The organism is Planococcus wigleyi, from assembly GCF_014836985.1.
Classification (GTDB): Bacteria; Bacillota; Bacilli; order Bacillales_A; family Planococcaceae; genus Planococcus; species Planococcus notacanthi.
Genome location: NZ_JACSPU010000001.1, coordinates 102,527 through 126,560 on the forward strand (window position 1 = coordinate 102,527; position 24,034 = coordinate 126,560).

Sequence of the window (24,034 nt, forward strand, 5' to 3'; positions counted from 1 at the left end):
TCTTGGCGCTCTATTTGTTTTACTTCGGGTGGATGCAATTAGATCCGAGAAAAAAGAAAACACGGTAGCGGAGACTAGGTTGTTTGTATATAATGGATTAAGTTAAGAAAGAAGAAGGGACGTGCACGGAATGAAAATTCGTGAATTATCTAAAGAAGAACTAATAGAAGAGTCATTTGTTGACTTGACATATGCAATGCTTGAAGAAACACATGAAACGAAAACGTATGCAGAATTGGTTGAAGAAATCGAGAAATTGCTCAACTTATCAAAAGAGGAAATGAAAGATCGTCTGGTTCAATTCTACACAGATTTGAATATCGACGGCCGCTTTTTGATTTTGGGCGAAAACCGTTGGGGCCTTCGCGAATGGTACCCGGTAGAGCAGATCGAAGAAGAATCCGCTCCGACTGTTAAAGCACGTAAGAAGAAAGCGAAAGTCGCTGACGATGAAGGCTTTGACGATTTGGATGAATTGGCATTGGAAGACGAGTTGGAATTCGAAGACTTCGGTGAAGACGACGATGACGACGAGGATGATGATGACGAAGTGATCAAATCACCTGTCGAAGTGGAAGTCCTGGATTTCGACGCAGACGATGACGACGAAGAAGACGTCGATGTTTTGGTAGAAGATCTGGATGGCAACATCATCGACGACGAAGATGAAGACGATGAAGATGAAGAAGACGATTTGAAGTAATTTGAACATTTTATTACCTTGACTTATTAGGCTAGACTGGATAAGATTTTACTGGGCTCCTTAAAATAGGAGAGATGATTCGTACAGTTTACGCGCTCCCCCTGCATATGCAGCAGGTGGAGCGCTTTTTATTTTTACCATTCGAGGAGGAAACAGGCATGACGAAGTATATATTTGTGACGGGTGGGGTTGTATCATCACTCGGTAAAGGGATTGTAGCAGCGTCTTTAGGGCGTTTATTGAAAAACAGAGGGTTGAATGTAACGATTCAAAAGTTTGATCCGTACATCAACATTGACCCAGGAACAATGAGCCCATACCAGCACGGAGAAGTTTTTGTGACGGATGACGGCGCGGAAACGGATTTGGACCTTGGTCATTACGAGCGTTTCATCGACATCAACTTGAACAAATACTCTAACGTAACAACAGGGAAAGTTTACTCGACTGTTATCCAAAAAGAACGCCGCGGCGATTATTTGGGTGGAACAGTTCAAGTAATTCCGCATATCACCAATGAAATCAAAGACCGTCTATTGCGTGCTGCGAAAACAGCCAACGCGGATGTCGTCATCACGGAAATCGGCGGAACCGTCGGAGATATCGAATCATTGCCATTCCTCGAAGCAATCCGCCAGATGCGTTCAGATCTTGGGCGCGACGAAGTCATGTACGTACACTGTACATTGATTCCGTATCTTGGAGCAGCAAAAGAAATGAAAACCAAACCTACGCAGCATAGCGTAAAAGAACTTCGCAGCCTGGGCATTCAGCCAAACCTGATCGTCGTTCGCACAGAACACCCAGTGCCACAGGACATGAAAGATAAGATTGCCTTGTTCTGTGACATCAAGCCGGAAGAAGTAATCGAATCACGCGATGTTGACGTGATCTATGAAATGCCGCTTCGCCTTCAGGAACAGCATATGGACCAAATCGTCCTTGATCACTTCGGAATTGAAGCGCCAGAGGCCGATATGACGGATTGGGGCACGCTTGTTGATAAAGTGAAATCACTTAAAAACACTGTGCGCATCGGTCTTGTCGGAAAATATGTGGAACTGCAGGATGCTTATATTTCTGTAGTAGAAGCTTTGAAACATGCCGGTTTCGCATTCGATTCTGAAATCGAAGTCGAATGGATCAACGCCGAACACATCAATGCTGACAATGTGGCAGAAACATTGACAAATTGCGACGGCATTCTCGTTCCGGGTGGCTTTGGCGACCGCGGAGTTGAAGGGAAAATCATTGCTACTCAATTTGCACGCGAAAACAAAGTGCCATTCTTCGGTATTTGCCTGGGCATGCAATTGGCTTCTGTTGAGTTTGCACGCAGCATCATGAATCTTGAAGGCGCACATTCTTCTGAATTGAACGCTAAAACGGCTTACCCGGTCATCGATCTATTGCCCGAGCAAAAAGACATCGAAGATTTAGGCGGCACGCTTCGCCTTGGCTTGTATCCTGCGAAACTTGAAAAAGGATCGAGAGCCCATGAAGCATACGGCGAAGAGTTGGTTTACGAAAGACATCGCCACCGTTACGAGTTCAACAACGAATACCGTGAAGCTTTTGAAAAAGCCGGATTCAAATTTACAGGCACAAGCCCGGATGGCCGCCTAGTGGAAATCGTTGAAGTGGCTGACCACCCATGGTTCTTGGCTTGCCAATTCCACCCGGAGTTCATTTCACGTCCGAACCGTCCGCAGCCATTGTTCCGTGAATTTGTAAAAGCGTCTATTGCCAATAAATAAACGGAAAAGCCTTCCCACATAAAAAAGGGGAAGGCTTTTATACATGGAAAATTTAATCGGCCAGCAGTTGGTCGATGCTTGATTTGACAGCGTGGTAGACATAGAGTGCAGCCATGGCATGTGGAACTATCATGGACAGAGCATCGTCCTGTAACCGTGCGCCTTTCTGCTTGTCCAATGGAAGAAAGGCGTCGGCTAACTCGCTGTTGCCGGAATCCGGTGCCATAAAAGCGAACGGAATGCCCGCATCCGAAAGCCGTCCAGCAAGTTCATCGCCTTCTTTATCCGCTGCCAGTATCCAAACGCGGTCACTGCTGGTGACAATGCTTGCAGGCGACCATTCGGCCGCAGAAGCCAACGGATCTTTGCTATGAAAGGCAACGGAGTCGACGGCTTTCATTTCACCGAACGCCGCGATGAAAATAGTGCCGCCTGCAACAGCAGCTTGTGCCAAAACACCAGCTACAGAGTCAATGGCTTCCTGCTGTTTTGCCAGGTGCTCAAACAGCGGAGTTAATTGTGCAGTTAACAGTTCCATAAAACTCACCTCGTAAAAAAGTATAGCAGACAAAGGAGTGGTTCTTCTTGAAAACCATTTTAATTGTAGATGACCAACCGGGAATCCGGCTGTTGTTAAAAGAAGTGTTCAGCAAAGAAGGATACCAGACGTCCACTGCCGGAAGCGGCAAAGAAGCACTCGAATTGGTGCAGGAAGTTTGCCCGGACCTGGTGTTGTTGGATATGAAGATTCCAGGTATGGACGGCATTGAAATATTGAAGCGATTGAAGAAGAACAAGCCCTCAGTCCACGTCATCATGATGACCGCATACGGCGAATTGGATTTAATTAAGGAATCGATGAACTGGGGAGCTGAGCGCTATTTTACCAAGCCTTTCGACGTCTTTGAGGTGCGCGATGCCGTGAATGGTCTATTGCAGCAGTAAACAGCGAAGAAGTAGCGTAAGTACAGGGTTTTTGATATAGTATAAAGGATATTTGCTTTAAACATTGCTGAGGAGGAATTCTAAATGCCATTGGTTTCAATGAAAGAAATGATGATAAAAGGAAAACAAGAAGGATATGCAATCGGTCAATTCAATTTAAACAACCTGGAGTTCACACAAGCCATTCTTCAAGCTGCACAGGAAGAGAATTCTCCGGTAATCTGCGGAGTTTCAGAAGGAGCAGCACGTTACATGGGTGGATTCACGACAGTTGTTAATATTGTCAAAGGATTGATGCATGATTACAAAATCACCGTTCCCGTGGCAATCCACTTGGATCACGGTTCGAGCTTTGAAAAATGTAAGGAAGCGATTGATGCAGGATTCACTTCCGTAATGATTGATGCGTCTCATCACCCGTTTGAAGAAAACATTGAAATCACTAAACAAGTTGTAGAATATGCGCGACAACATAATGTATCCGTGGAAGCGGAATTGGGAACTGTCGGCGGACAGGAAGACGACATTATTGCTGATGGCGTTATTTATGCCGATCCAAAAGAATGCAAGCAGCTGGTTGAACAGACTGGAATTGATTGCTTGGCGCCGGCTCTTGGTTCAGTCCATGGCCCTTATAAAGGCGAACCGAATCTTGGGTTTACTGAAATGGAAGAAATTTCACAGCAATGCGACGTTCCGCTTGTATTGCACGGTGGTACAGGAATTCCAACTAAAGATATTCAACGTGCCGTTTCTCTTGGTACATCGAAAATCAACGTCAACACAGAAAGCCAGATCACTTCAGCACAAGCCGTACGCGAGGTTTTGAACAACGACGCGGATGTCTATGATCCCCGCAAATACATGGGACCAGCCCGCGAAGCAATCAAAAAGACTGTAATCGGCAAAATGCGTGAGTTTGGAAGTTCAGGAAAAGCATAATAACGACACAAAAAAAGATGGGAGAGAAGCGTCCGAAAGGCGCCTTCTCTTTTTCCCGTCATACTGGAGGAGAAAAATAATGAAATTTTTCATCGATACAGCAAACTTTGACGAAATTAAAGAAGCACACGCCTGGGGAATCCTTTCCGGCGTTACAACAAACCCATCTTTGGTAGCAAAAGAGAAAAACGTTTCATTCCATGACCGCCTGAAAGAAATTGCGGCGCTTGTTGATGGTTCAATCAGCGGAGAAGTGATTGCCCTTGATGCAGAAGGCATGATCAAAGAAGGCCGTGAATTGGCTGATCTTGCGCCGAACATCACAGTGAAATTGCCAATGACACCAGACGGATTGAAAGCTTGTTCAGTACTTGCTTCAGAAGGCAAAAAAGTTAACGTTACATTGATTTTCAGTGCAAACCAGGCATTGCTTGCAGCGCGTGCCGGAGCGGCATACGTTTCGCCATTCCTTGGACGCCTGGACGACATCGGACATAACGGCATGGACTTGATTTCAACAATTGCTGAAATCTTTGCTATCCATGATATTTCTTCAGAGATCATTGCTGCTTCAATCCGCCATCCACAGCACGTAACGGAAGCTGCATTGAATGGTGCACATATCGCTACGATGCCGATTAAAGTAATGCACCAAATGTTCAAGCACCCGTTGACAGATCAAGGAATCGATGCATTTTTGGCTGACTGGGAAAAACGTTCAGTAGAAGACGGTGTAAAATAAGAACATCAAGAGATTTCCCGCTTTTAGGGCGGGAAATTGACTTGCCTTTAATGGCAGGAAAAACCCAAGTTGTGATCGGCAGCCGACTGGCATGCTGAAGCAATGGAACTTTTGCGGCCAACTATACTGCCGGGAAAAGTGGATAAAGAGAAAATTCAATCAAAAGGGGCTTGCCCCGTTGATTGTTAGTTGATCCAATCGGACTTTTACGGTCAGTGGATCTTCCGCTTGGATAAGCGGAAATCGTACTGCCCGTTAAAGCGGGATAAAGGAGAAAATTTATGGATGTATATAAAGTAAGGGGCGGTAAGCGCCTTTCCGGAACAATCAAAGTCAACGGTGCTAAAAATAGTGCGGTGGCATTGATTCCTGCATCGATTTTGGCGAATTCGCCAGTAACGATCGAAGGATTACCGGGTATTTCCGACGCATGGACACTGAAAAGTATTCTGGAAGAAATCGGCGGGGAAGTAACATTTGAAGACGGAACAATGAGCATCGATCCGACGAAAATGATTGATATGCCTTTGCCGAACGGCAATGTGAAAAAACTGCGTGCTTCCTATTATATGATGGGCGCGATGTTGGGCCGTTTCAAACATGCAGCAATTGGCCTTCCGGGCGGTTGTTTCTTAGGGCCTCGCCCAATCGATCAGCACATCAAAGGTTTTGAAGCATTAGGTGCGAAAGTCACGAATGAACACGGCGCCATCTACTTGCGTGCCGATGAGCTTCGTGGAGCCAAGATTTATTTGGATGTCGTCAGTGTTGGTGCAACAATCAACATCATGTTGGCAGCTGTTATGGCGAAAGGCCAAACAACGATTGAAAATGCGGCAAAAGAGCCGGAAATCATTGATGTAGCGACGTTATTGACCAATATGGGCGCGAAAATCAAAGGAGCCGGAACAAATGTCATCCGTATTGACGGCGTGGAAGAATTGCATGGCACCAACCATACAATCATCCCTGACCGCATTGAAGCCGGAACATTCATGATTATGGCTGCGGCTGCAGGAGATGGGGTAACCATCGACAACGTAATTCCTTTCCATATGGAAGCTTTGACTGCCAAATTACGCGAAATGGGTGTAGATGTGCAGGAAGGCGAAGAATCGATCTATATTCCAAAATCCAACAACTTGACGGCCATCGACGTAAAAACATTGGTGTACCCTGGATTCCCGACAGATCTTCAGCAGCCGTTTTCTGTGCTGATGACTCAGGCTCAAGGAGCTTCAATGATTACCGATACCATCTATTCCGCACGTTTCAAGCATATTGATGAACTTCGCCGCATGAATGCAAGCGGCCGTGTGGAAGGAAGAGCGGCGATCGTTACAGGGCCGACTCCTTTGACTGCGGCAACCGTTGTAGCTTCTGACTTGCGTGCAGGCGCCGCATTGGTCATTGCCGGATTACTGGCGGAAGGCGAAACAGAAATCCGTGAAATCTACCACATCGAACGCGGCTACGCGTCCATCATTGAAAAACTGCAGGGCCTTGGTGCAGATATCCGGAGAGAGACGATTGACCCGGTGGCAAGCATGAAGTCCGACCTTAGCCAGGATGCAAATTAACGGTCTTTTAGCATAAAAATATATGCTACAATATTGAAGGCATAGTTAAAGCTGAACGGGAGGAACTGATAGTATGGAACGAAGTCTTTCGATGGAATTAGTGCGTATCACTGAAGCGGCAGCAATTGCTTCTTCAAAATGGATGGGCCGCGGCATGAAGAACGAAGCGGATGATGCAGCCACCACTGCAATGAGAGTCGTATTTGATACTATTCCGATGCGCGGCGTCGTTGTCATCGGTGAAGGCGAGATGGACGAAGCGCCCATGCTTTATATCGGTGAAGAATTAGGGACAGGCAATGGTCCGGAAGTGGACGTTGCAGTGGATCCTTTAGAAGGAACAAATATCGTAGCAGCCGGCGGTTGGAATGCATTAGCGGTTCTGGCCATAGCTGATCGCGGCAACCTTCTCAACGCACCGGATATGTACATGGACAAAATTGCGGTTGGGCCTGAATCTGTAGGCAAAATTGACATTAACGCACCAGTCATCGATAATCTTCGTGCAGTGGCGAAAGCCAAAAACAAAGACATCGAAGAAGTGGTTGCCACCATTATGGACCGTCCGCGCCATAAAGACATCATTGATCAAATCCGAGCAGCTGGAGCACGCATTAAACTGATCGGTGACGGCGATGTAGCCGGCGCGATCAATACAGCGTTCGACCAGACAGGCGTTGATATTCTATTCGGAATTGGAGGAGCACCTGAAGGCGTTATCGCTGCAGTCGGCTTAAAATGCCTGGGTGGCGAAATCCAAGGGAAGCTTGTTCCGCAAAACGAAGAAGAAGCACAGCGCTGCATCGATATGGGTATTGACGTCAGCAAAGTCCTGATGATGGATGACCTTGTTAAAGGCGATGATGCCATCTTTGCAGCAACAGGCGTAACAGACGGGGAACTTTTAAAAGGAGTTCAGCTGAAAGGCGGTTTCGCAGAAAGCCATACATTGGTGATGCGCGCGAAATCCGGAACGATCCGCTTTATCGAAGGGCGTCACAGCCTTCAGAAAAAACCAAATCTCGTAATGAACGATTAACGATCCTACTTCATAAAATGAGTCCGGCAAATTGCCGGACTTCTTCTTTAAGATCTTCTCAATCATTCACTACCGATCCTCAAACCCTATAAGTTGAATCAATTGTTTAATCAAGGGAAATTAACAAGATGATATGGCGTGAACCGGCTCAGGTTTACCCCTTATTTTATTTCTTATGAAGAGTGCAGCCAATACAACGATGAAAGGCCATAATTGGTTTTAGAAGAAGCTCTGCCTTACGTGAGTTCTTCTGGTCGATGGAAAAAGTCTCATCCATTCATTCAACTTATCTACAAAAAAATAATACGAATAAGAGTGGTGTCCGATACATGGCAACGATAACAATCTCCGCATTGGAGAATATGACATTAAAAGAACTATATAATTTAGCAAAAGAATATAAATTGACCAATTACAGCAAGCTGACAAAAAAAGAACTGATTTTTGCGATTTTGAAGACACGCGCGGAACAGGAAGGCTTCTTCTTTATGGAAGGTGTTTTGGAAATTATCCAATCAGAGGGCTTTGGCTTCCTGCGCCCGATCAACTATTCACCAAGTTCACAGGACATCTACATCTCGGCATCTCAAATCCGCCGTTTCGATTTGCGGAATGGGGACAAAGTTTCCGGGAAAGTGCGTCCTCCAAAGGAAAACGAACGTTATTTCGGTTTGCTTCAAGTCGAAGCCGTTAATGGCGAAGATCCGGAAGTAGCCAAAGAACGTGTGCATTTCCCTGGGTTGACGCCACTTTATCCAGATCGCCATATCCGTCTAGAAACGACACCGGCTCATTTGTCTACACGCATCATGGATTTGGTTGCGCCAGTCGGTTTTGGTCAGCGCGGATTGATCGTAGCACCGCCAAAAGCCGGGAAAACCATGCTTCTAAAAGAAATTGCGAACTCCATTACAACCAATCATCCCGAAGCTGAATTGATTGTCCTGCTGATTGACGAGCGTCCGGAAGAAGTAACGGATATCGAACGTTCCGTAAATGCGGATGTTGTCTCTTCGACATTTGATGAAGTGCCTGAAAATCATGTGAAAGTCGCAGAGCTTGTCCTTGAACGGGCGATGCGCCTTGTTGAGCACAAACGTGATGTTGTCATTTTGATGGATTCCATCACGCGCCTTGCCCGAGCATATAATTTGGTGATTCCGCCAAGCGGGCGTACACTATCAGGAGGAATAGACCCAGCAGCTTTCCACCGTCCAAAACGCTTTTTCGGTGCCGCCCGAAATATCGAAGAAGGCGGCAGTTTGACGATTTTAGCGACCGCTTTAGTGGAAACCGGGTCACGAATGGATGAAGTCATTTACGAGGAATTTAAAGGGACCGGCAACATGGAATTGCATCTTGACCGATCTTTGGCTGAACGCCGCATTTTCCCTGCACTTGATATACGCCGTTCCGGAACGCGTAAGGAAGAGTTGCTGATCGAGCCGAAACAGCTTGAAAAGCTTTGGTCCATCCGAAAAACTTTCTCGGATTCTCATGATTTCGGTGAACGTTTCCTGAAGAAGCTGGGCCAAACAGATACAAATGAAGAATTCTTCGAGCAATTGGCTACGGAAATGAAGACCCACCGAAGCAACAAGAAGATGATTTAAATGCTTGCAAACGACACAAGAATTTGATATGATTATGAGAGTGAATCAAACCAAAGCTATTGCATATACGGTCTAAAGAACCGTGTAAGGCAATAGTAAAAATAGATTAAACTCTGTTCCAGATGGTTCAGGGCGAGAGGAGAAAACAAAATGAAATCAGGTATTCATCCAGATTACAAACAAGCTACAGTAACTTGCTCATGTGGGAACTCTTTCACAACTGGTTCTGTAAAAGAAAACATCAGCGTTGAGCTTTGCTCTGAATGTCATCCATTCTACACTGGACGTCAGAAATTCGCTTCAGCAGATGGCCGCGTAGACCGTTTCAACAAAAAATACGGCCTTAAAGAAGAAATCAACGAGTAATATTGGAAGAGCATGGACAGGAAGCAGAAATTCCGCAACGAATTTTTGTCCTCCTGTTTACCGCTTTCCTGCATCAATTAAAAATATACCTGCCTAGCGCGAAAACGCCTGGCGGGTATTTTTTTTTCGTTTATTCCTGCTTTTTCAGCAAGTGGATGCCTTATCCACCTTAGATAAAGGAGAAGCTGCCTGATTATGGCTTTCTCCATATTAGAAAAAAACACCTTACATATTCCAAAAAACAGCAAGATGCTGAATGATTTTTGGTATGATTAAACTAACAACAAAGTGTCCGAAAGGGGTCTCACCTATGTACGTCATGAAACAAACAGGATGGGTCGAATTAATCTGTGGCAGCATGTTTTCCGGAAAATCCGAAGAACTGATCCGCCGAGTGCGCCGTTCGCAATTCGCCAAACAAAAAATTATCGTTTTTAAACCAAAAATCGACGACCGTTACAGCAAAGAAGCGGTTGTTTCCCATAATGGAGCAACAGTAATCGCTCTGCCGATCTCCCGCTCAACTGATATGTGGGATCACATTACAGATGAATTTGACGTCATTGCCATCGATGAAGCCCAATTTTTTGATGAAGACATCATCGAAAACATCCAAAAGCTTGCTGATCATGGTTTCCGTGTAATTGTTGCCGGACTGGATCAGGATTTCAGAGGACGTCCATTCGGCCCCATGCCAGCTTTGCTCGCCATTGCCGAACAAGTGACGAAACTTCAAGCTGTCTGTACCGTTTGCGGTTCTCCGGCGAGCCGGACGCAGCGCCTGATCGACGGCAAGCCAGCTGGGTCAGATGATCCGACAATTCTGGTCGGTGCATCTGAGGCCTACGAACCACGCTGCCGCCATCATCACGAAGTGCCTGCGGGTGTTACTGTTAAGTGAATAGTTAAGTTGGAATACAGATATTCCACAAACCAGCTACGCTATCCTGTGGAGTCTCCGCTGGGTTGCTCCATAGCTGAAATATACGGATGAGAAAGTATAGCTGCTTATTAAAATCTTTAACCAATCAAGCGAACAGCCATGATGAAGGTTTCAATCCAACACAAAAACGACACAAAATTAGAACTCGAGGTGACACCTATGTTTGATCGATTACAATCAGTAGAAGATAGATATGACCGTTTGAACGAATTGCTGAGCGATCCCGATATCGTCAGCGATACCAATAAACTGCGTGAGTATTCCAAGGAACAATCGGATCTGCAGGAAACGGTTGAAGCCTATCGTGAATACAAAGATCTGACAACTCAATTGGCTGAAGCAAAAGCCATGTTCGACGATAAGATGGACGCCGACATGCGCGAAATGGTCAAGGAAGAAGTCAGCGAATTGGAAGAACAGATTTCAGTGATTGAAGAGCGCCTTCATAAGTTGTTGATTCCGAAAGATCCCAATGATGATAAAAACGTTATTATGGAAATCCGTGGAGCAGCTGGCGGAGATGAAGCCGCGTTATTTGCAGGTGACCTTTACCGCATGTACACCCGTTTTGCCGAAACGAACGGCTGGAAAGTCCAAGTGCTGGATTCGAACCCGACCGGACTTGGCGGATTCAAGGAAATCGTCTTTATGATTACAGGGAAAGGCGCTTATTCGAAATTGAAATATGAAAACGGAGCACACCGTGTACAACGGGTGCCGGAAACAGAATCGGGCGGGCGGATCCACACCTCGACCGCAACGGTGGCTTGTTTGCCGGAAGTTGAAGAAGTGGAAATCGATATCCATGAGAATGATATCCGGACTGACACATATGCATCTTCAGGCGCCGGCGGACAATCGGTTAACACCACGATGTCAGCTGTCCGTTTGACGCACATTCCGACCAACACTGTGGTTACCTGCCAGGATGAAAAATCACAGATCAAAAACAAAGCCAGTGCCATGAAAGTATTGCGTGCACGCGTTTATGAAAAATTCCAGCAGGAAGCACAGGCTGAATATGACGCAGTCCGTAAATCTGCGGTTGGAACGGGCGACCGTTCTGAACGAATCCGGACATACAACTTCCCTCAAAACCGTGTCACCGATCACCGCATCGGATTGACGATCCAGAAGCTGGATCAGATTTTGCAAGGGAAAATGGATGAAATCATAGAGGCGTTGATTGTGGAAGAACAGTCAGCCCGCATGGAAAGCCTGAACAATGACCAAGCTTAAGTATGTTTATGAGGCCCTGAAGAGGGCTTCTTCTTTTTTACTGGAGAACGGCCGTGAAGAAGGAGCTGCACGCATCCTTCTTCAGCATGAACTGGGCCTTTCGTATTCGGGCTTGATCGCTGCCATGCGCGATGAAATCAGTGAAGCTCAATTTAACCGGTTCTGGGCAAATGTGGAGCAGCATGCCAAAGGGGTTCCAGTGCAGCATTTGACGGGCAGTGAAGAATTTTATGGCAGAAACTTCCTGGTAAATCCGGATGTCTTGATTCCAAGGCCTGAAACAGAAGAACTAATAGAAGAAACGCTGCAGCTGATTGAACGCCATCTTTTCAAGGAAGAATTGGCGATCGCTGATATTGGTACAGGAAGCGGCATTATCGCCATCACGATGAAATGTGAGTTGCCAAATGCGCAGGTAACCGCCACCGATATTTCGCAGCCTGCACTGGAGACGGCAGCATTAAATGCCGAACGCCTTCATGCGGAAATCGATTTCCGGTTGGGTGATTTGACGGAACCGATCAAAGACCAGAAATGGGATGTCGTCTTATCGAATCCGCCTTATATCGGACATGAAGAAGCGCCGAGTTTGTCCGACAGTGTCCGCTATTTTGAGCCCCATAATGCTTTGTTCGCCGATCAGGAGGGCTTGGCTTTGTATGAAAAAATGGCTGAACAGTTTCCGAAGTTGATCAATAAACCAGGTATCATTGGATTCGAAATAGGTTATCAACAGGGGCCGGCGGTCGAAAAAATGCTAAAAAGCGCTTTTCCGGACGCAGTGGTCTATATTAAAGAAGATATCAACAAAAAGGATCGCATGGTTTTTGCGATTATCGAGTAAGTTATGCACAATTTGCGCACAACTAATAGGGAGTTATCCACTTTGTGTGGATAGGACGGTAAAAACCCTTAAAAATAGGAGTTGTTCTTGTGGAGACGGAAATTATTTCTGTGGATAAGAATGTGGATGAAAAAGAAAGTTATAAACAGGCTGTGGAAATCATTCGGAATGGTGAGGTTGTTGCGTTTCCGACTGAAACAGTTTACGGATTGGGAGCGGATGCGACCAATTGGGAAGCCGTCAATAAAATTTTTGAAGCAAAAGGACGACCTGCTGATAATCCATTGATTGTCCATGTTGATTCGAAGGAAACAGCATTGACATATGTGCAGGAAGTATCAGCAAAAGCGTTGCAATGCATGGATGCTTTTTGGCCAGGAGCCTTGACGCTGATCATGCAAGCAAAACCTGAAACCTTTGCCGGAAATGTTACCGCAAATCTTGAAACAGTCGGAGTCCGTGTGCCGAATCATCCGGTAGCGCTGAAGCTTTTGCAGGAACTGAAGCTGCCTTTGGCGGCACCGAGCGCCAATACAAGCGGAAAGCCAAGTCCAACCTTGGCTGAACATGTATACCATGACATGGATGGCAAAATTCCGCTGATTTTGGACGGCGGTCCCACGGAAATCGGCATCGAGTCCACAGTGCTGGATACAACTTGTGAGCCGCCGGTTATTCTGCGTCCAGGGAAAGTGTCGAAACAGCAGTTGGAGAATGTCATCGGAACGGTCCGTTTGTCTTCTGACAACAAAAACAACACGCCTAAATCCCCGGGGATGAAGTACATGCATTACGCACCTGCAGCTCCATTGTATTTGATTGAAAATGAAGAAGGTTTAATTGAAAAAGCAATTGAATATGTCCGGGGAAAAGGGAAACGCGTAGCTGTCATCAGCAAAGAAGAATACCCTGAAGCTGATTTTAATTTTCCATTGTCCATGGCAACTCTTTATGCCAGCTTGCGCAAATGTGATTCAACAGATGCAGACCTGATTTTGGCATCGGTTGAAACCGGTGGGAAAATGGACGAAGCGTTAATGAACAGACTTGAAAAAGCAGCGGACCATAAATGGTTCAGCTGATTGTTTGAAAGGAGGTGCAGGATGAAGATTCTATTTGTCTGTACGGGCAATACATGCCGGAGCCCGATGGCTGAAGCCATCCTGTCAGCGAAAAAATTGCCTGGCATCGAAGTCCGTTCGGCGGGGATATTTGCTGGCGCCGCACCGCTGTCCAGGAATGCCCAATCTGTTTTATCCCAACAGCAAATTTCGTTTACGCATACGTCCAAGCCTCTGGAGGCGGGGGATATGCAATGGGCGGAATTGATTTTGACGATGACCAATTCGCATAAAATGACGCTTCTGCAGGCGCAGCCTGAAGCAGCGACAAAGCTTTATACATTGAAGGAATTCACCGAAGGTTCGGCAGAAGATATCAGTGACCCATACGGAGGGCCGCTGGAACTTTATGAAGAGACCTTTCATGAACTCAGAGAGCTGATTGATAAATTAATTGAAAAAATCACTTAACTGAAAAAGACAGGCGAGCCAGTGAGGGTTTGCCTGTCTTTTTTGCGTAAAAATGTTAGAATTAATTAAAAGCGTAATGCAATTCGGCACAATTCGACAAGAGCGCTTTTGCTGAACCATAAATTTGATTTTAAGAAAAGAGGGTTTACCATGAGAGTGGCAATTTCATCAGATCACGGCGGGAATAACCTGCGCAAAGAAATCGTTAACCTAATGAACGAAATTGGCATAGAATATCAGGATTTCGGTCCGCATACAGACGATTCAGTCGATTACCCGGATTATGCAAAACCGGTTGCTGACCGCGTGGCAAGCGGAGAATTTGACCGTGGTATTTTGATTTGCGGCACAGGCATCGGCATGTCCATCTCGGCAAATAAAGTCAAAGGCATTCGTTGCGCGCTTGTCCATGATGTATTCAGTGCAAAAGCGACAAGAGGGCATAACGATTCAAATATCCTGGCAATGGGGGAACGCGTAATTGGTCCGGGCCTTGCACGTGAAATCGCTCAAACTTGGCTGACAGAAGAATTTGAAGGCGGCAGACACGGAAAACGCATCCAAAAAATCACAGACCTCGAAAAATAAGGAGGAGTCGGCATGCAAACTTTATGGCAATTGCAACTGGAAGAGATTTTAAGCGAATTGGAGCAGCAGATCGAGTTCAGGAAAGGCCAAGTGTTTGTAGTCGGCTGTTCGACATCAGAGGTAGCAGGAAAACGCATCGGAACAGGCGGCGGGTTGGATATTGCAGAAAGTCTGTTTGAACCTTTGGAGAAATTCGCGGCACGCCATCAGCTCTTTTTGGCGTTTCAAGGCTGTGAGCACATCAACCGCGCATTGACGGTCGAGCGGCAGGCTGCTGAAAAATATGGATGGGAACCGGTCTCGGTTATTCCAGTCGCCAAAGCTGGCGGTTCGATGAGTGCATATGCATTCAGCAATATGGCCGATCCGGTCGTAGTGGAAGAGGTCCAGGCCCATGCGGGAATCGATATCGGACAAACAATGATTGGCATGCATTTGAAAAGAGTTGCCGTTCCTCTGCGAACTTCTGTTAAACTAGTAGGTGAAGCGATTGTGGCAGCCGCTACTACCCGGCCGAAATTGATCGGTGGGGCACGTGCGAGCTATGATCGTGAGCTTGTTCAATTACAGGAGGGATACACAGATGGAATTGATTAAGGCGCTAGACCCAGCAGTATATGAAGCGATGAATGCAGAAAAAGGAAGACAGGAAGCGAATATCGAATTGATCGCTTCTGAAAACTTTGTCTCACAAGCAGTTATGGATGCACAGGGATCAGTATTGACCAACAAATACGCGGAAGGCTATCCGGGCAAACGTTATTACGGTGGCTGCGAATTTGTGGATGTCGTTGAGAACATTGCACGCGACCGCCTGAAAGAAATTTTTGGTGCGGAACATGCGAACGTTCAACCCCATTCTGGATCACAAGCCAATATGGCTGTCTATACAGCAGTTTTGGAAAAAGGTGATACGATTCTTGGAATGAACTTGAACCACGGCGGGCATTTGACGCACGGCAGTAAAGTGAATTTCAGCGGTATGCAGTATAATTTTGTCGAGTACGGCGTTACAGAAGAAGAGCAATTGATTGATTATGAAGCAGTCCGCCAGGCAGCATTGGAACACAAACCGAAAATGGTCGTTGCTGGAGCAAGTGCGTATTCGCGTAAATTGGATTTTGCTAAATTCCGTGAAATCGCTGATGAAGTAGGAGCTTACTTGATGGTCGACATGGCGCATATCGCCGGCCTTGTTGCTACTGGAGCTCATCCTAATCCTGTCCCTCATGCCCATTTTGTTACATCGACTACGCATAAAACACTTCGCGGTCCACGCGGCGGGTTGATTCTTTGCAATGAAGAATTTGCGAAAAAAATCGATAAAACCATTTTCCCTGGAATTCAAGGCGGTCCGCTTATGCACGTCATCGCAGCGAAAGCCGTTGCATTCGGCGAAGCACAGCAGCCTGAATTCAAAACGTATATTGAACAAGTCGTGAAAAACGCCAATGCACTTGCTGAAGGCTTGATCGCTGAAGGCGTTGACATCGTTTCCGGCGGCACAGACAATCACTTGCTGCTGCTCGACCTCCGCTCGTTGAACCTGACGGGTAAAGTCGCAGAGCATGTACTTGATGAAGTCGGTATTACAACAAACAAAAATACCATTCCTTTCGATCCGGAAAGCCCATTTGTCACTTCCGGTATCCGTCTTGGAACTGCAGCCGTAACATCCCGTGGATTTAAAGAAGCGGAAATGAAAGAAATTGCTGCAATCATGGCAATGCTCCTGAAAAATCCGGAAGATGAATCCGTGAAAAAAGATGCTGCAGAACGTACAGCCAAATTGACTGCTGCGCATCCATTATATAAATAACTGAATACTGCTGCCGGGTAAACTGCTTGGCAGCTTTATTTTTTCTGCATAATTTGGAGCAGATTTCTTTGCTTTATTAAAATACATAGCAACACAGGAGGGACGCGTCGTATGCACACGCATGAACTGAAGAGAGATAAAAAGGTAATCATGGAGTGGCTGCGCCGTCTCGGTGTTGAATTCCATACATCATTTCTGATCGTTAATTCGGAGATGGAAGACCAGCCCGTCGTTTATGCGAACGATGCCTTTTACAAAATGATCGGCTATAGCGAAGAGGAAACCCTGGGGCGGAATGGTCGTTTTCTGCATGGTGAAAAAACTGCAATGGAAGCGAAAGAGCAAATTCGGAAATGTGTGGATGCCAGTAAGAGCGGCATTGTGGAGATTGTGAATTACCGAAAAAACAGCACTCCTTTTTGGAATGAAATCACTGTGCAGCCTTTATCTTTTCCAGAAAAGGATTTCAAATTCACATTGATGCTCCAGCACGATATCACCGACCGCAAACGTGCAGAAGCCTTGATCAAGCTTCAAAAAGAGACATACACGGGAATCGAAAAAGGCTATATGCTCAGCGCGTTGCTGCAGAATATCTGCACTACCGCCGAATCGTTCTTTATTGATGGAGCGAAATGTACGGTATTGTTGATCGACGATACCGAACTTTATAAAATCGGTGCGGCCAGTTCCATGCCGAAAGGGTTCCAGGATGCCATCGACGGAACGGTGGTTGAGGAAGACATCGGTACTTGTGGTGCAGCATTCCACCGGCAAGAAGCAGTAATCGTGGATGATATGAGCACGGACTACTTGTGGCGAAATCATCAGCAATTAGTGAAAACCTATAACTTGGTGTCCAGCTGGTCAATTCCAATATTTAATGTTGAAGGAAGCGCCATCGGTACTTTCGGAATTTATTTCCCTTCGCCGTTGACGCCGCATGAAAAAGATTTGGCATTCATGGAAGAAGTTGCATCGATCGCTTCGCTGGCCATCAAATATTCCCGTCAGCACGAAGAGGTTTTGCGCTTGGCTTATACCGATGAAAATACGGATTTGCCCAACCGAAATTATTTCAGAACTGAAATCACGGATTTGCTGAAAGAAGGCAAAGAAGGTTTTGTCGCATTTTTGTCGACAGATGAATACGTCAAAGTGGTCGATCAATATGGCCACCGGGCGGGGGACACGATCCTGCGCGAAATCGGCAAACGGTTGATGCTTTCACAGAATTTGTCGGATAACCTGATTGCACGTTTTTCGGATTCAACCCTAGCCATGTACAGTGCGACGCCTTTCACAAAAATTCCGGATTACTTGGATCATCTGCTGAGCGGACTGGTGGAACCTGTCAAAGTAGGGGATATGGAATTGTTCCTGACCTTGAAAATGGGGGTAGCGATCGTAACGCCAAACCAGCAGGATTCCGAGGAGTTAATTCGTTGTACAGATAGTGCGTTGTCACAGGCGAAACTTCAGACTGGTGAGGCGATCTGTTATTTTGAAAGTGAACATGATGAATTCATGATGAAGGACCTGCGTGTGGCGAATGAATTGACAGCAGCACTGAGACGCAATGAAGTCGGCGTCCATTTGCAGCCCAAAGTCGATTTGGCAACCGGTGAAATCTTGAGTTTTGAAGCTCTGGCCCGTTGGACATCTCCTGAGCTTGGGACCATACCGCCGGACGTCTTTATTCCGGCAGCTGAAAAAAATGGCAAAATCCGCATGCTGGAGCAAAACGTCTTGAAGCAAGTGCTGCAATGGATGAAGAAAAGAACAGAGCAGGAGTTGAAGATTCGGCAAGTTGCCATCAACATCTCTGCAGATCATTTCTTCCATCATTCTTTCGTTCCGTATTTGATGGACATGACGGCCGAATACGGCATTGACCCGAAATGGATTCAATTGGAGATAACCGAGCGAATCGGTTTTGTGGATATCGAAACGGCCAATAAAGTCTTTAGGCATCTGAGGCATTGCGGGTTTACGACATCGATTGATGATTTTGGCACCGGCTATTCGTCGCTCAGCTATCTGCAGAAGCTGCCTGTCGAAGAATTGAAGATCGACCGTTCGTTCATTTCAACTATGCACGAACCGGGAACTTTGGCGATTATCCGGACCATCATTCAGCTTGCGGAGAACCTGAATATGCGCGCAGTGGCTGAAGGTGTGGAAACTGAGCAGGATCGCCAAACATTATTGGCGCTTGGCTGCAAGGTCGGTCAGGGTTATTTCTTCTACAAGGCGATGCCGCTCAATGAAGCGTATTTATTATAACAGAAGAAAAAACGTTTCAGCATAGCGGGAATGGGACACTTTTGAACCCGATGTTGAAATGCATTTAAATGAACAAATGAAACATCTGCTAAGCCGGGGAAATATTTCCCGGTTTTTTTCTTTGGAAAAATAAAGCATAGGCGAAATTAACTGAATAATACCAAAGCAGGATCTGGCCACTAGGGCAAAGAATTTTCTGTTATACTATTTAAGATAATGTTTGAAAAGGAGAGATAGGCCATGGGAAAAGTATACGTTTTTGATCATCCGCTGATTCAGCACAAAGTAACGTACATTCGTGACAAGTCTACAGGCACGAAAGAATTCCGCGAATTGGTTGACGAAATTGCCACATTGATGGCGTTTGAAATCACACGCGACTTGCCGCTAGAGGAAATCGACGTGGAAACGCCGGTCCAAATGGCGAAATCGAAAGTCCTTGCAGGGAAAAAATTGGGCGTTGTTCCTATTTTGCGCGCAGGAATCGGCATGGTCGATGGAATCCTGAAATTGATTCCGGCAGCTAAAGTCGGACATATCGGTTTGTACCGTGACCCGGTCACATTGCAGCCTGTCGAGTACTATTTGAAATTGCCATCCGATGTGCAGGAACGGGACTTCATCGTTGTAGATCCAATGCTTGCTACCGGAGGTTCTGCAATTGAAGCAGTCAACTCCATGAAAAAGCGTGGCGCTACGAAAATCCGTTTCATGTGCATCATCGCAGCTCCTGAAGGTGTGGAAGCACTGCAAGAAGCTCACCCGGATGTGGATATCTACATCGCAGCACTTGATGAGAAATTGAACGAAAAAGGATACATCGTTCCAGGTCTTGGAGACGCTGGAGACCGGTTATTCGGTACTAAATAAGAGGGCGGGGTAAACCAGCTTGACGAAAAAATGGAAAGTAATGACGATATTTGGTACGCGGCCTGAAGCCATTAAAATGGCGCCGCTTGTCTTGGAACTTCAAAAACATCCCGACACCATTGAACCGCTTGTGACAGTGACAGCGCAGCATCGGGAAATGTTGGATCAGGTGCTGGAGACTTTCCAGATCACGCCTGACTTCGATTTGAATATCATGAAAGACCGCCAGACATTGACCGATGTTACGATGCGTGCCATGCAGGGGCTTGATTCGGTTATGAAAGAAGCGAAGCCGGATATCGTGCTGGTGCATGGCGATACGACAACGACTTTTGCTGCCAGCCTTGCTGCTTTTTATAACCAGGTCGCCATAGGGCATGTGGAAGCCGGTTTGCGTACACACAATAAATATTCGCCATATCCTGAAGAAATGAACCGTCAGTTGACGGGTGTCATGGCGGATATTCATTTTTCGCCAACTGAAAAATCCGCTCAGAACCTGCTGGATGAAAACAAGAAGGCAGAAACCATCTACATTACAGGCAATACGGCAATCGATGCGCTTCAAACGACTGTTCGCGAAACTTACACACATCCGATCCTGGAGAAAATCGGCACAGACCGTATGATCTTGCTGACGGCGCACCGCCGTGAAAACTTAGGGCAGCCGATGCGAAATATGTTCCGCGCAATTAAACGGTTGATTGAAGAGCACGATGATATCCAAGTGGTTTACCCGGTTCACATGAATCCGGCTGTACGTGAAGTGGCGGATGAAGTACTGGGCCGTGACCCGCGCATCCATTTGATCGAACCGCTGGAAGTATTGGATTTTCATAACTTTGCGGCCCGTTCATTCTTTATTCTGACCGATTCAGGCGGAATTCAGGAAGAGGCGCCTTCACTTGGCAAGCCGGTCTTGGTTTTGCGTGATACCACTGAACGCCCTGAAGGCATCACCGCGGGAACATTGAAGCTCGCAGGCACTGACGAAGAGACGATTTACGGATTGGCTAAAGAATTGCTGACGGACGAATCTGCCTACAAGGCGATGTCCCAAGCATCCAATCCATACGGAGACGGCCAAGCATCTGCCCGAATCGTCGAAGCGCTGCATACGTATTTTTCAAAGCTGTAAATGGGATAGACCGTCAATTTCAATTTTTTCGGTAAAATTTGTCGACAATATGTCGGAAGGAAATCGCTTGTGAAGTTTTTCACTTCTACTAATTGACATGATTTTACCCCTATTGTATGCTTACAAAGGGTATGCATGAGAAGGTTTTCTTACATAGATTATGTGGTCTTGAAAGCCTGATGCGACGGCTCTTTTTAAGGGTTTAATGTCAAATCAACGAAGTTCGAGGGGGTTATCATGCGCCCAACAAAAAGTCCCTTACAAGCGATGGCAATTTATAGTGCCATCCTCTCACAACTTGTCGGGTCCGTGCTTATCGGCGTGTTCACAGGTATGTGGCTCGATGACAGGCTCGGAACCGCCCCGTTTTTCATGATCATCTGCCTATTCATAGGCATCACTGCCGGTGTTTGGGCAATGCTTCAGACTGTCCGCAAATTCGAATCAGGAGACAAGTAAAAAATGGAAGGACTTAGGGAGATATATACACGACTAAAAAAGATGATTTTTTTCATCTTGGCGTTCTGCGTTATTGGTTGGGGGTTTACCCCTTATCAAGAAGTGTTCGCGGGTCTCATAATCGGAACTTTGTTCGGCATTTACAACATGTGGATCCTGGTTCGGCGGATGGAGAAATTCGACCGTGCGGTGGCTGAAGGCTCGAAAGTTCGTTCGCTTGGAACGGCATTACGGTTTGCATCAGGTGTTGCAGCTGTGGCGATCGCCATTTTGTTCGCAGAGCACATTCACTTGGTCAGTACGGTAATTGGGTTGATGGTCCCTTACGCTCTGTTATTGGCAGAGCGGATTGTTTATCATGTGAAACACCATTAACAATGTGGAAAGAGAGGTGAAACAATCGTGGAACATGGCGCTCCTATGCTCGAGGTGTTCGGGATCTGGTTTAACCTATCGAACGTTATGATGCTAACTATAGCCGCTCTTATCGTTTTCCTTATTGCTTATATTTCTACACGGAAACTGCAGCTCAAACCAACGGGCATGCAGAACTTCATGGAATGGATCATGGATTTCGTTAAAGGAATAATCAACAGCAATATGGATTGGAAAGATGGTGGCCGATTCCATGTTCTTGGAATCACCCTGATTATGTTCATTTTTGTTTCGAACATGTTAGGCCTTCCATTTGCAATAGTTGTCAACGGAGATCTTTGGTGGAAATCGCCAACAGCTGACCCGACGGTAACGATGACATTGGCCGCAATGGTGCTAATCTTGAGCCATTATTATGGCATCAAGCTGAAAGGGCTCAAAGGATACGCCGGAGGCTATATCAAGCCAATGAAATTCTTATTCCCATTGAACATCATTGAGGAATTCGCAAATACGCTGACACTCGGTCTGCGTCTTTACGGTAACATCTATGCGGGGGAAATCCTGTTGACTTTGTTGGCAGGCCTCGCATCAGCAGGTGCATTTGGATTCGCATCAGCAATCGTGCCTATGATGGCATGGCAAGGATTCTCGATCTTTATCGGGGCAATCCAGGCGTTTATTTTCGTTATGTTAACGATGGTCTACATGTCGCACAAAGTTGCCGACGACCATTGAGTATAAACTGCTCGTAGAGCAAAAAAAAAACAACTATCCTGAGGAGGACACATCAAAATGACAGGTTCATTAGGTTTATTAGCAGCAGCAATCGCAGTAGGTTTAGCAGCACTAGGCGCAGGTATTGGTAACGGTCTTATCGTTTCAAAAACAGTTGAAGGTATCGCTCGCCAGCCAGAAGCTCGCGGAGTTCTACAAACAACTATGTTCATCGGGGTTGCATTGGTTGAGGCATTGCCGATCATCGCTGTAGTTATCGCGTTCATCGTTATGAACCAATAGTATTTAATAGTCACAAAGTTTAATGGTGGGGATGCTACTACATGATTTTCGCCATTTAAACTTGTATGCACCACCTTGCTTTTGAAAATTCATCTTACAGAGTAAAAGATCTTACTATAGAAGAAATTGTATTTTAGGCTCTTGAAGGGAGTGAAACAATCGTGTTTTTTGACCATCTTGTACTCGGTGCAACCGGGGAGTTTTTGAATATCGGAGACATTCTCGCTACACTTGTTATCTTCACCTTGCTGATGGTGCTTTTGAAGAAATTCGCATGGGGTCCTTTGATGGGCGTAATGCAGCAGCGTGAAGATTTGATCAAGAGTGAAATCGAAACTGCTGAAAACAGCCGTCTAGAATCACAAAAGTTGCTTGAAGAGCAGCGCAGCCTTCTTAAAGATGCGCGTACACAAGCACAGGAAATCGTTGAGAACGCTAAAAAGCAAGGCGAAGTTTCGCGTGAGGAAATCATTACGACTGCACGTGCTGAGTCTGGCCGCATGAAAGAAGCAGCGGTTCAGGAAATTGCCAACGAAAGAGATAAAGCTATTTCAGCGGTTCGTGAAGAAGTTGTGGCATTGTCATTGCTTGCTGCTACGAAAGTGCTTGGAAAAGAAATCTCTGAGGAAGACAACCGTCAGTTGATTAACGAAACGATTGCGAAGGCAGGCGAAGTTCAGTGAGTCTAGTTGCAGAACGCTACGCTTTAGCATTGTTTGAAGTCGCTCAGAAGCACGGATCGTCTTTGGATATTGAACATGATTTGCGTGAAGTGAAAAAAGTCTTCGAAATGACTCCGGAACTTTACAATTTGATCGTTTCACCAAAACTTTCTGCTGAGAAAAGAAGAAACTTGATCAATGAAGTATTTAACGAAGCAAATCCGTTTGTGGTGAATACGCTTCAATTGATGGCAGAACGCAAACGTCTGGACGAAGTCGGCTCTTTGGCTGATGAGTTCGTTGCTTTATCTAATGACGCACAAGGAATTGAAGATGCGAAAGTTTATTCTACACGTCCTTTGACGGAAGAAGAACGCGCATCCATCTCTTCCATTTTCGCTAAAAAAATCGGTAAACAATCTTTACGAATTGAAAACATCATCGATCCATCGTTGCTCGGCGGATTGCGTCTTCAAATCGGAAACCGTATTTATGACAGCAGCGTGAGCACGAAATTGGCACGTCTGCAGCGTCAACTAATCGGTTAATTATGAAATTATGAGAGGGTGACA

General features: G+C 46.0%; 27 protein-coding genes. 26 read left to right on the top strand and 1 reads right to left on the bottom strand.

Features of this window, described 5'->3' with window-relative positions; all coding sequences use genetic code 11:
* Positions 1 to 130 precede the first annotated feature (130 nt).
* The gene (rpoE, locus tag H9630_RS00490) at positions 131 to 703 is read left to right on the top strand and encodes a DNA-directed RNA polymerase subunit delta (RefSeq protein WP_191713537.1); all 573 of its coding nucleotides are present in this window, start codon (positions 131 to 133) and stop codon (positions 701 to 703) included.
* A gap of 158 nt (positions 704 to 861) precedes the next feature.
* Positions 862 to 2,460 (top strand): CTP synthase, encoded by a 1,599-nt coding sequence (locus H9630_RS00495; RefSeq protein WP_191713538.1) that lies wholly within the window; start codon positions 862 to 864, stop codon positions 2,458 to 2,460.
* A gap of 52 nt (positions 2,461 to 2,512) precedes the next feature.
* On the opposite strand, the gene H9630_RS00500 is transcribed toward H9630_RS00495, so the two are convergent.
* On the bottom strand, positions 2,513 to 2,998 hold the full coding sequence (locus H9630_RS00500) for a DUF2529 family protein (protein ID WP_191713539.1): 486 nt from the start codon (positions 2,996 to 2,998) through the stop codon (positions 2,513 to 2,515).
* Positions 2,999 to 3,045: 47 nt separating this feature from the next.
* Here H9630_RS00500 and H9630_RS00505 point away from each other — a divergent pair, with 47 nt between their 5' ends.
* From H9630_RS00505 to H9630_RS00620, 24 genes are all read left to right on the top strand, one after another.
* Positions 3,046 to 3,405 (top strand): response regulator, encoded by a 360-nt coding sequence (locus H9630_RS00505; protein WP_191713540.1) that lies wholly within the window; start codon positions 3,046 to 3,048, stop codon positions 3,403 to 3,405.
* 84 nt (positions 3,406 to 3,489) lie between these two features.
* Positions 3,490 to 4,347: a class II fructose-bisphosphate aldolase gene (locus H9630_RS00510; RefSeq protein WP_191713541.1), complete on the top strand. Its 858-nt coding sequence runs from the start codon at positions 3,490 to 3,492 to the stop codon at positions 4,345 to 4,347.
* A 79-nt stretch (positions 4,348 to 4,426) separates the two neighbouring features.
* The gene (gene fsa, locus H9630_RS00515) at positions 4,427 to 5,089 is read left to right on the top strand and encodes a fructose-6-phosphate aldolase (protein ID WP_191713542.1); all 663 of its coding nucleotides are present in this window, start codon (positions 4,427 to 4,429) and stop codon (positions 5,087 to 5,089) included.
* Between the two features lie 281 nt (positions 5,090 to 5,370).
* Positions 5,371 to 6,669, top strand: a complete 1,299-nt coding sequence (locus H9630_RS00520) for a UDP-N-acetylglucosamine 1-carboxyvinyltransferase (RefSeq protein ID WP_191713543.1) — start codon at positions 5,371 to 5,373, stop codon at positions 6,667 to 6,669.
* A gap of 73 nt (positions 6,670 to 6,742) precedes the next feature.
* Positions 6,743 to 7,708, top strand: coding sequence for a class II fructose-bisphosphatase (gene glpX, locus H9630_RS00525; protein WP_191713544.1), 966 nt, complete (start codon positions 6,743 to 6,745; stop codon positions 7,706 to 7,708).
* A 329-nt stretch (positions 7,709 to 8,037) separates the two neighbouring features.
* Entirely contained in the window at positions 8,038 to 9,321 is a 1,284-nt protein-coding gene (gene rho / locus H9630_RS00530; RefSeq protein WP_191713545.1) for a transcription termination factor Rho, read from the top strand.
* Between the two features lie 150 nt (positions 9,322 to 9,471).
* Complete coding sequence (rpmE, locus tag H9630_RS00535; RefSeq protein WP_191713546.1) at positions 9,472 to 9,687, top strand: 50S ribosomal protein L31; 216 nt, start codon at positions 9,472 to 9,474, stop codon at positions 9,685 to 9,687.
* Between the two features lie 310 nt (positions 9,688 to 9,997).
* On the top strand, positions 9,998 to 10,588 hold the full coding sequence (locus H9630_RS00540) for a thymidine kinase (protein ID WP_191713547.1): 591 nt from the start codon (positions 9,998 to 10,000) through the stop codon (positions 10,586 to 10,588).
* Positions 10,589 to 10,789: 201 nt separating this feature from the next.
* Positions 10,790 to 11,869, top strand: a complete 1,080-nt coding sequence (prfA, locus tag H9630_RS00545; RefSeq protein ID WP_191713548.1) for a peptide chain release factor 1 — start codon at positions 10,790 to 10,792, stop codon at positions 11,867 to 11,869.
* On the top strand, positions 11,856 to 12,713 hold the full coding sequence (prmC, locus tag H9630_RS00550) for a peptide chain release factor N(5)-glutamine methyltransferase (RefSeq protein ID WP_191713549.1): 858 nt from the start codon (positions 11,856 to 11,858) through the stop codon (positions 12,711 to 12,713). Before prfA ends, prmC begins: the two co-directional genes overlap by 14 nt.
* An 89-nt stretch (positions 12,714 to 12,802) precedes the next feature.
* Positions 12,803 to 13,795, top strand: coding sequence for an L-threonylcarbamoyladenylate synthase (locus H9630_RS00555; protein WP_191713550.1), 993 nt, complete (start codon positions 12,803 to 12,805; stop codon positions 13,793 to 13,795).
* Between the two features lie 21 nt (positions 13,796 to 13,816).
* Positions 13,817 to 14,245 carry a low molecular weight protein arginine phosphatase gene (locus tag H9630_RS00560; RefSeq protein ID WP_191713551.1) on the top strand — a complete coding sequence of 143 codons (429 nt, stop codon included), beginning with the start codon at positions 13,817 to 13,819 and terminating at the stop codon, positions 14,243 to 14,245.
* Positions 14,246 to 14,395: 150 nt separating this feature from the next.
* Positions 14,396 to 14,833 (top strand): ribose 5-phosphate isomerase B, encoded by a 438-nt coding sequence (gene rpiB, locus H9630_RS00565; protein ID WP_191713552.1) that lies wholly within the window; start codon positions 14,396 to 14,398, stop codon positions 14,831 to 14,833.
* Between the two features lie 12 nt (positions 14,834 to 14,845).
* Positions 14,846 to 15,430 carry a TIGR01440 family protein gene (locus H9630_RS00570; protein WP_191713553.1) on the top strand — a complete coding sequence of 195 codons (585 nt, stop codon included), beginning with the start codon at positions 14,846 to 14,848 and terminating at the stop codon, positions 15,428 to 15,430.
* The gene (gene glyA, locus H9630_RS00575; protein WP_191713554.1) at positions 15,417 to 16,652 is read left to right on the top strand and encodes a serine hydroxymethyltransferase; all 1,236 of its coding nucleotides are present in this window, start codon (positions 15,417 to 15,419) and stop codon (positions 16,650 to 16,652) included. The genes H9630_RS00570 and glyA overlap by 14 nt, the downstream gene beginning before the upstream one ends.
* 111 nt (positions 16,653 to 16,763) lie before the next feature.
* Positions 16,764 to 18,938: an EAL domain-containing protein gene (locus tag H9630_RS00580; RefSeq protein WP_191713555.1), complete on the top strand. Its 2,175-nt coding sequence runs from the start codon at positions 16,764 to 16,766 to the stop codon at positions 18,936 to 18,938.
* Positions 18,939 to 19,178: 240 nt separating this feature from the next.
* On the top strand, positions 19,179 to 19,808 hold the full coding sequence (upp, locus tag H9630_RS00585) for a uracil phosphoribosyltransferase (protein ID WP_191713556.1): 630 nt from the start codon (positions 19,179 to 19,181) through the stop codon (positions 19,806 to 19,808).
* Between the two features lie 19 nt (positions 19,809 to 19,827).
* Positions 19,828 to 20,946, top strand: a complete 1,119-nt coding sequence (gene wecB / locus H9630_RS00590) for a non-hydrolyzing UDP-N-acetylglucosamine 2-epimerase (RefSeq protein ID WP_284700297.1) — start codon at positions 19,828 to 19,830, stop codon at positions 20,944 to 20,946.
* Positions 20,947 to 21,183: 237 nt separating this feature from the next.
* Positions 21,184 to 21,405, top strand: a complete 222-nt coding sequence (locus tag H9630_RS00595) for an AtpZ/AtpI family protein (RefSeq protein ID WP_142827136.1) — start codon at positions 21,184 to 21,186, stop codon at positions 21,403 to 21,405.
* 3 nt (positions 21,406 to 21,408) lie between these two features.
* Positions 21,409 to 21,780: an ATP synthase subunit I gene (locus H9630_RS00600; RefSeq protein WP_191713557.1), complete on the top strand. Its 372-nt coding sequence runs from the start codon at positions 21,409 to 21,411 to the stop codon at positions 21,778 to 21,780.
* A 27-nt stretch (positions 21,781 to 21,807) separates the two neighbouring features.
* Complete coding sequence (gene atpB, locus H9630_RS00605) at positions 21,808 to 22,518, top strand: F0F1 ATP synthase subunit A (protein WP_191713558.1); 711 nt, start codon at positions 21,808 to 21,810, stop codon at positions 22,516 to 22,518.
* A 57-nt stretch (positions 22,519 to 22,575) separates the two neighbouring features.
* The gene (atpE, locus tag H9630_RS00610; RefSeq protein WP_006829234.1) at positions 22,576 to 22,800 is read left to right on the top strand and encodes a F0F1 ATP synthase subunit C; all 225 of its coding nucleotides are present in this window, start codon (positions 22,576 to 22,578) and stop codon (positions 22,798 to 22,800) included.
* A 161-nt stretch (positions 22,801 to 22,961) separates the two neighbouring features.
* Positions 22,962 to 23,483, top strand: a complete 522-nt coding sequence (atpF, locus tag H9630_RS00615) for a F0F1 ATP synthase subunit B (RefSeq protein WP_191713559.1) — start codon at positions 22,962 to 22,964, stop codon at positions 23,481 to 23,483.
* Positions 23,480 to 24,010, top strand: a complete 531-nt coding sequence (locus tag H9630_RS00620) for a F0F1 ATP synthase subunit delta (RefSeq protein WP_191713560.1) — start codon at positions 23,480 to 23,482, stop codon at positions 24,008 to 24,010. Before atpF ends, H9630_RS00620 begins: the two co-directional genes overlap by 4 nt.
* Positions 24,011 to 24,034: the final 24 nt, after the last annotated feature.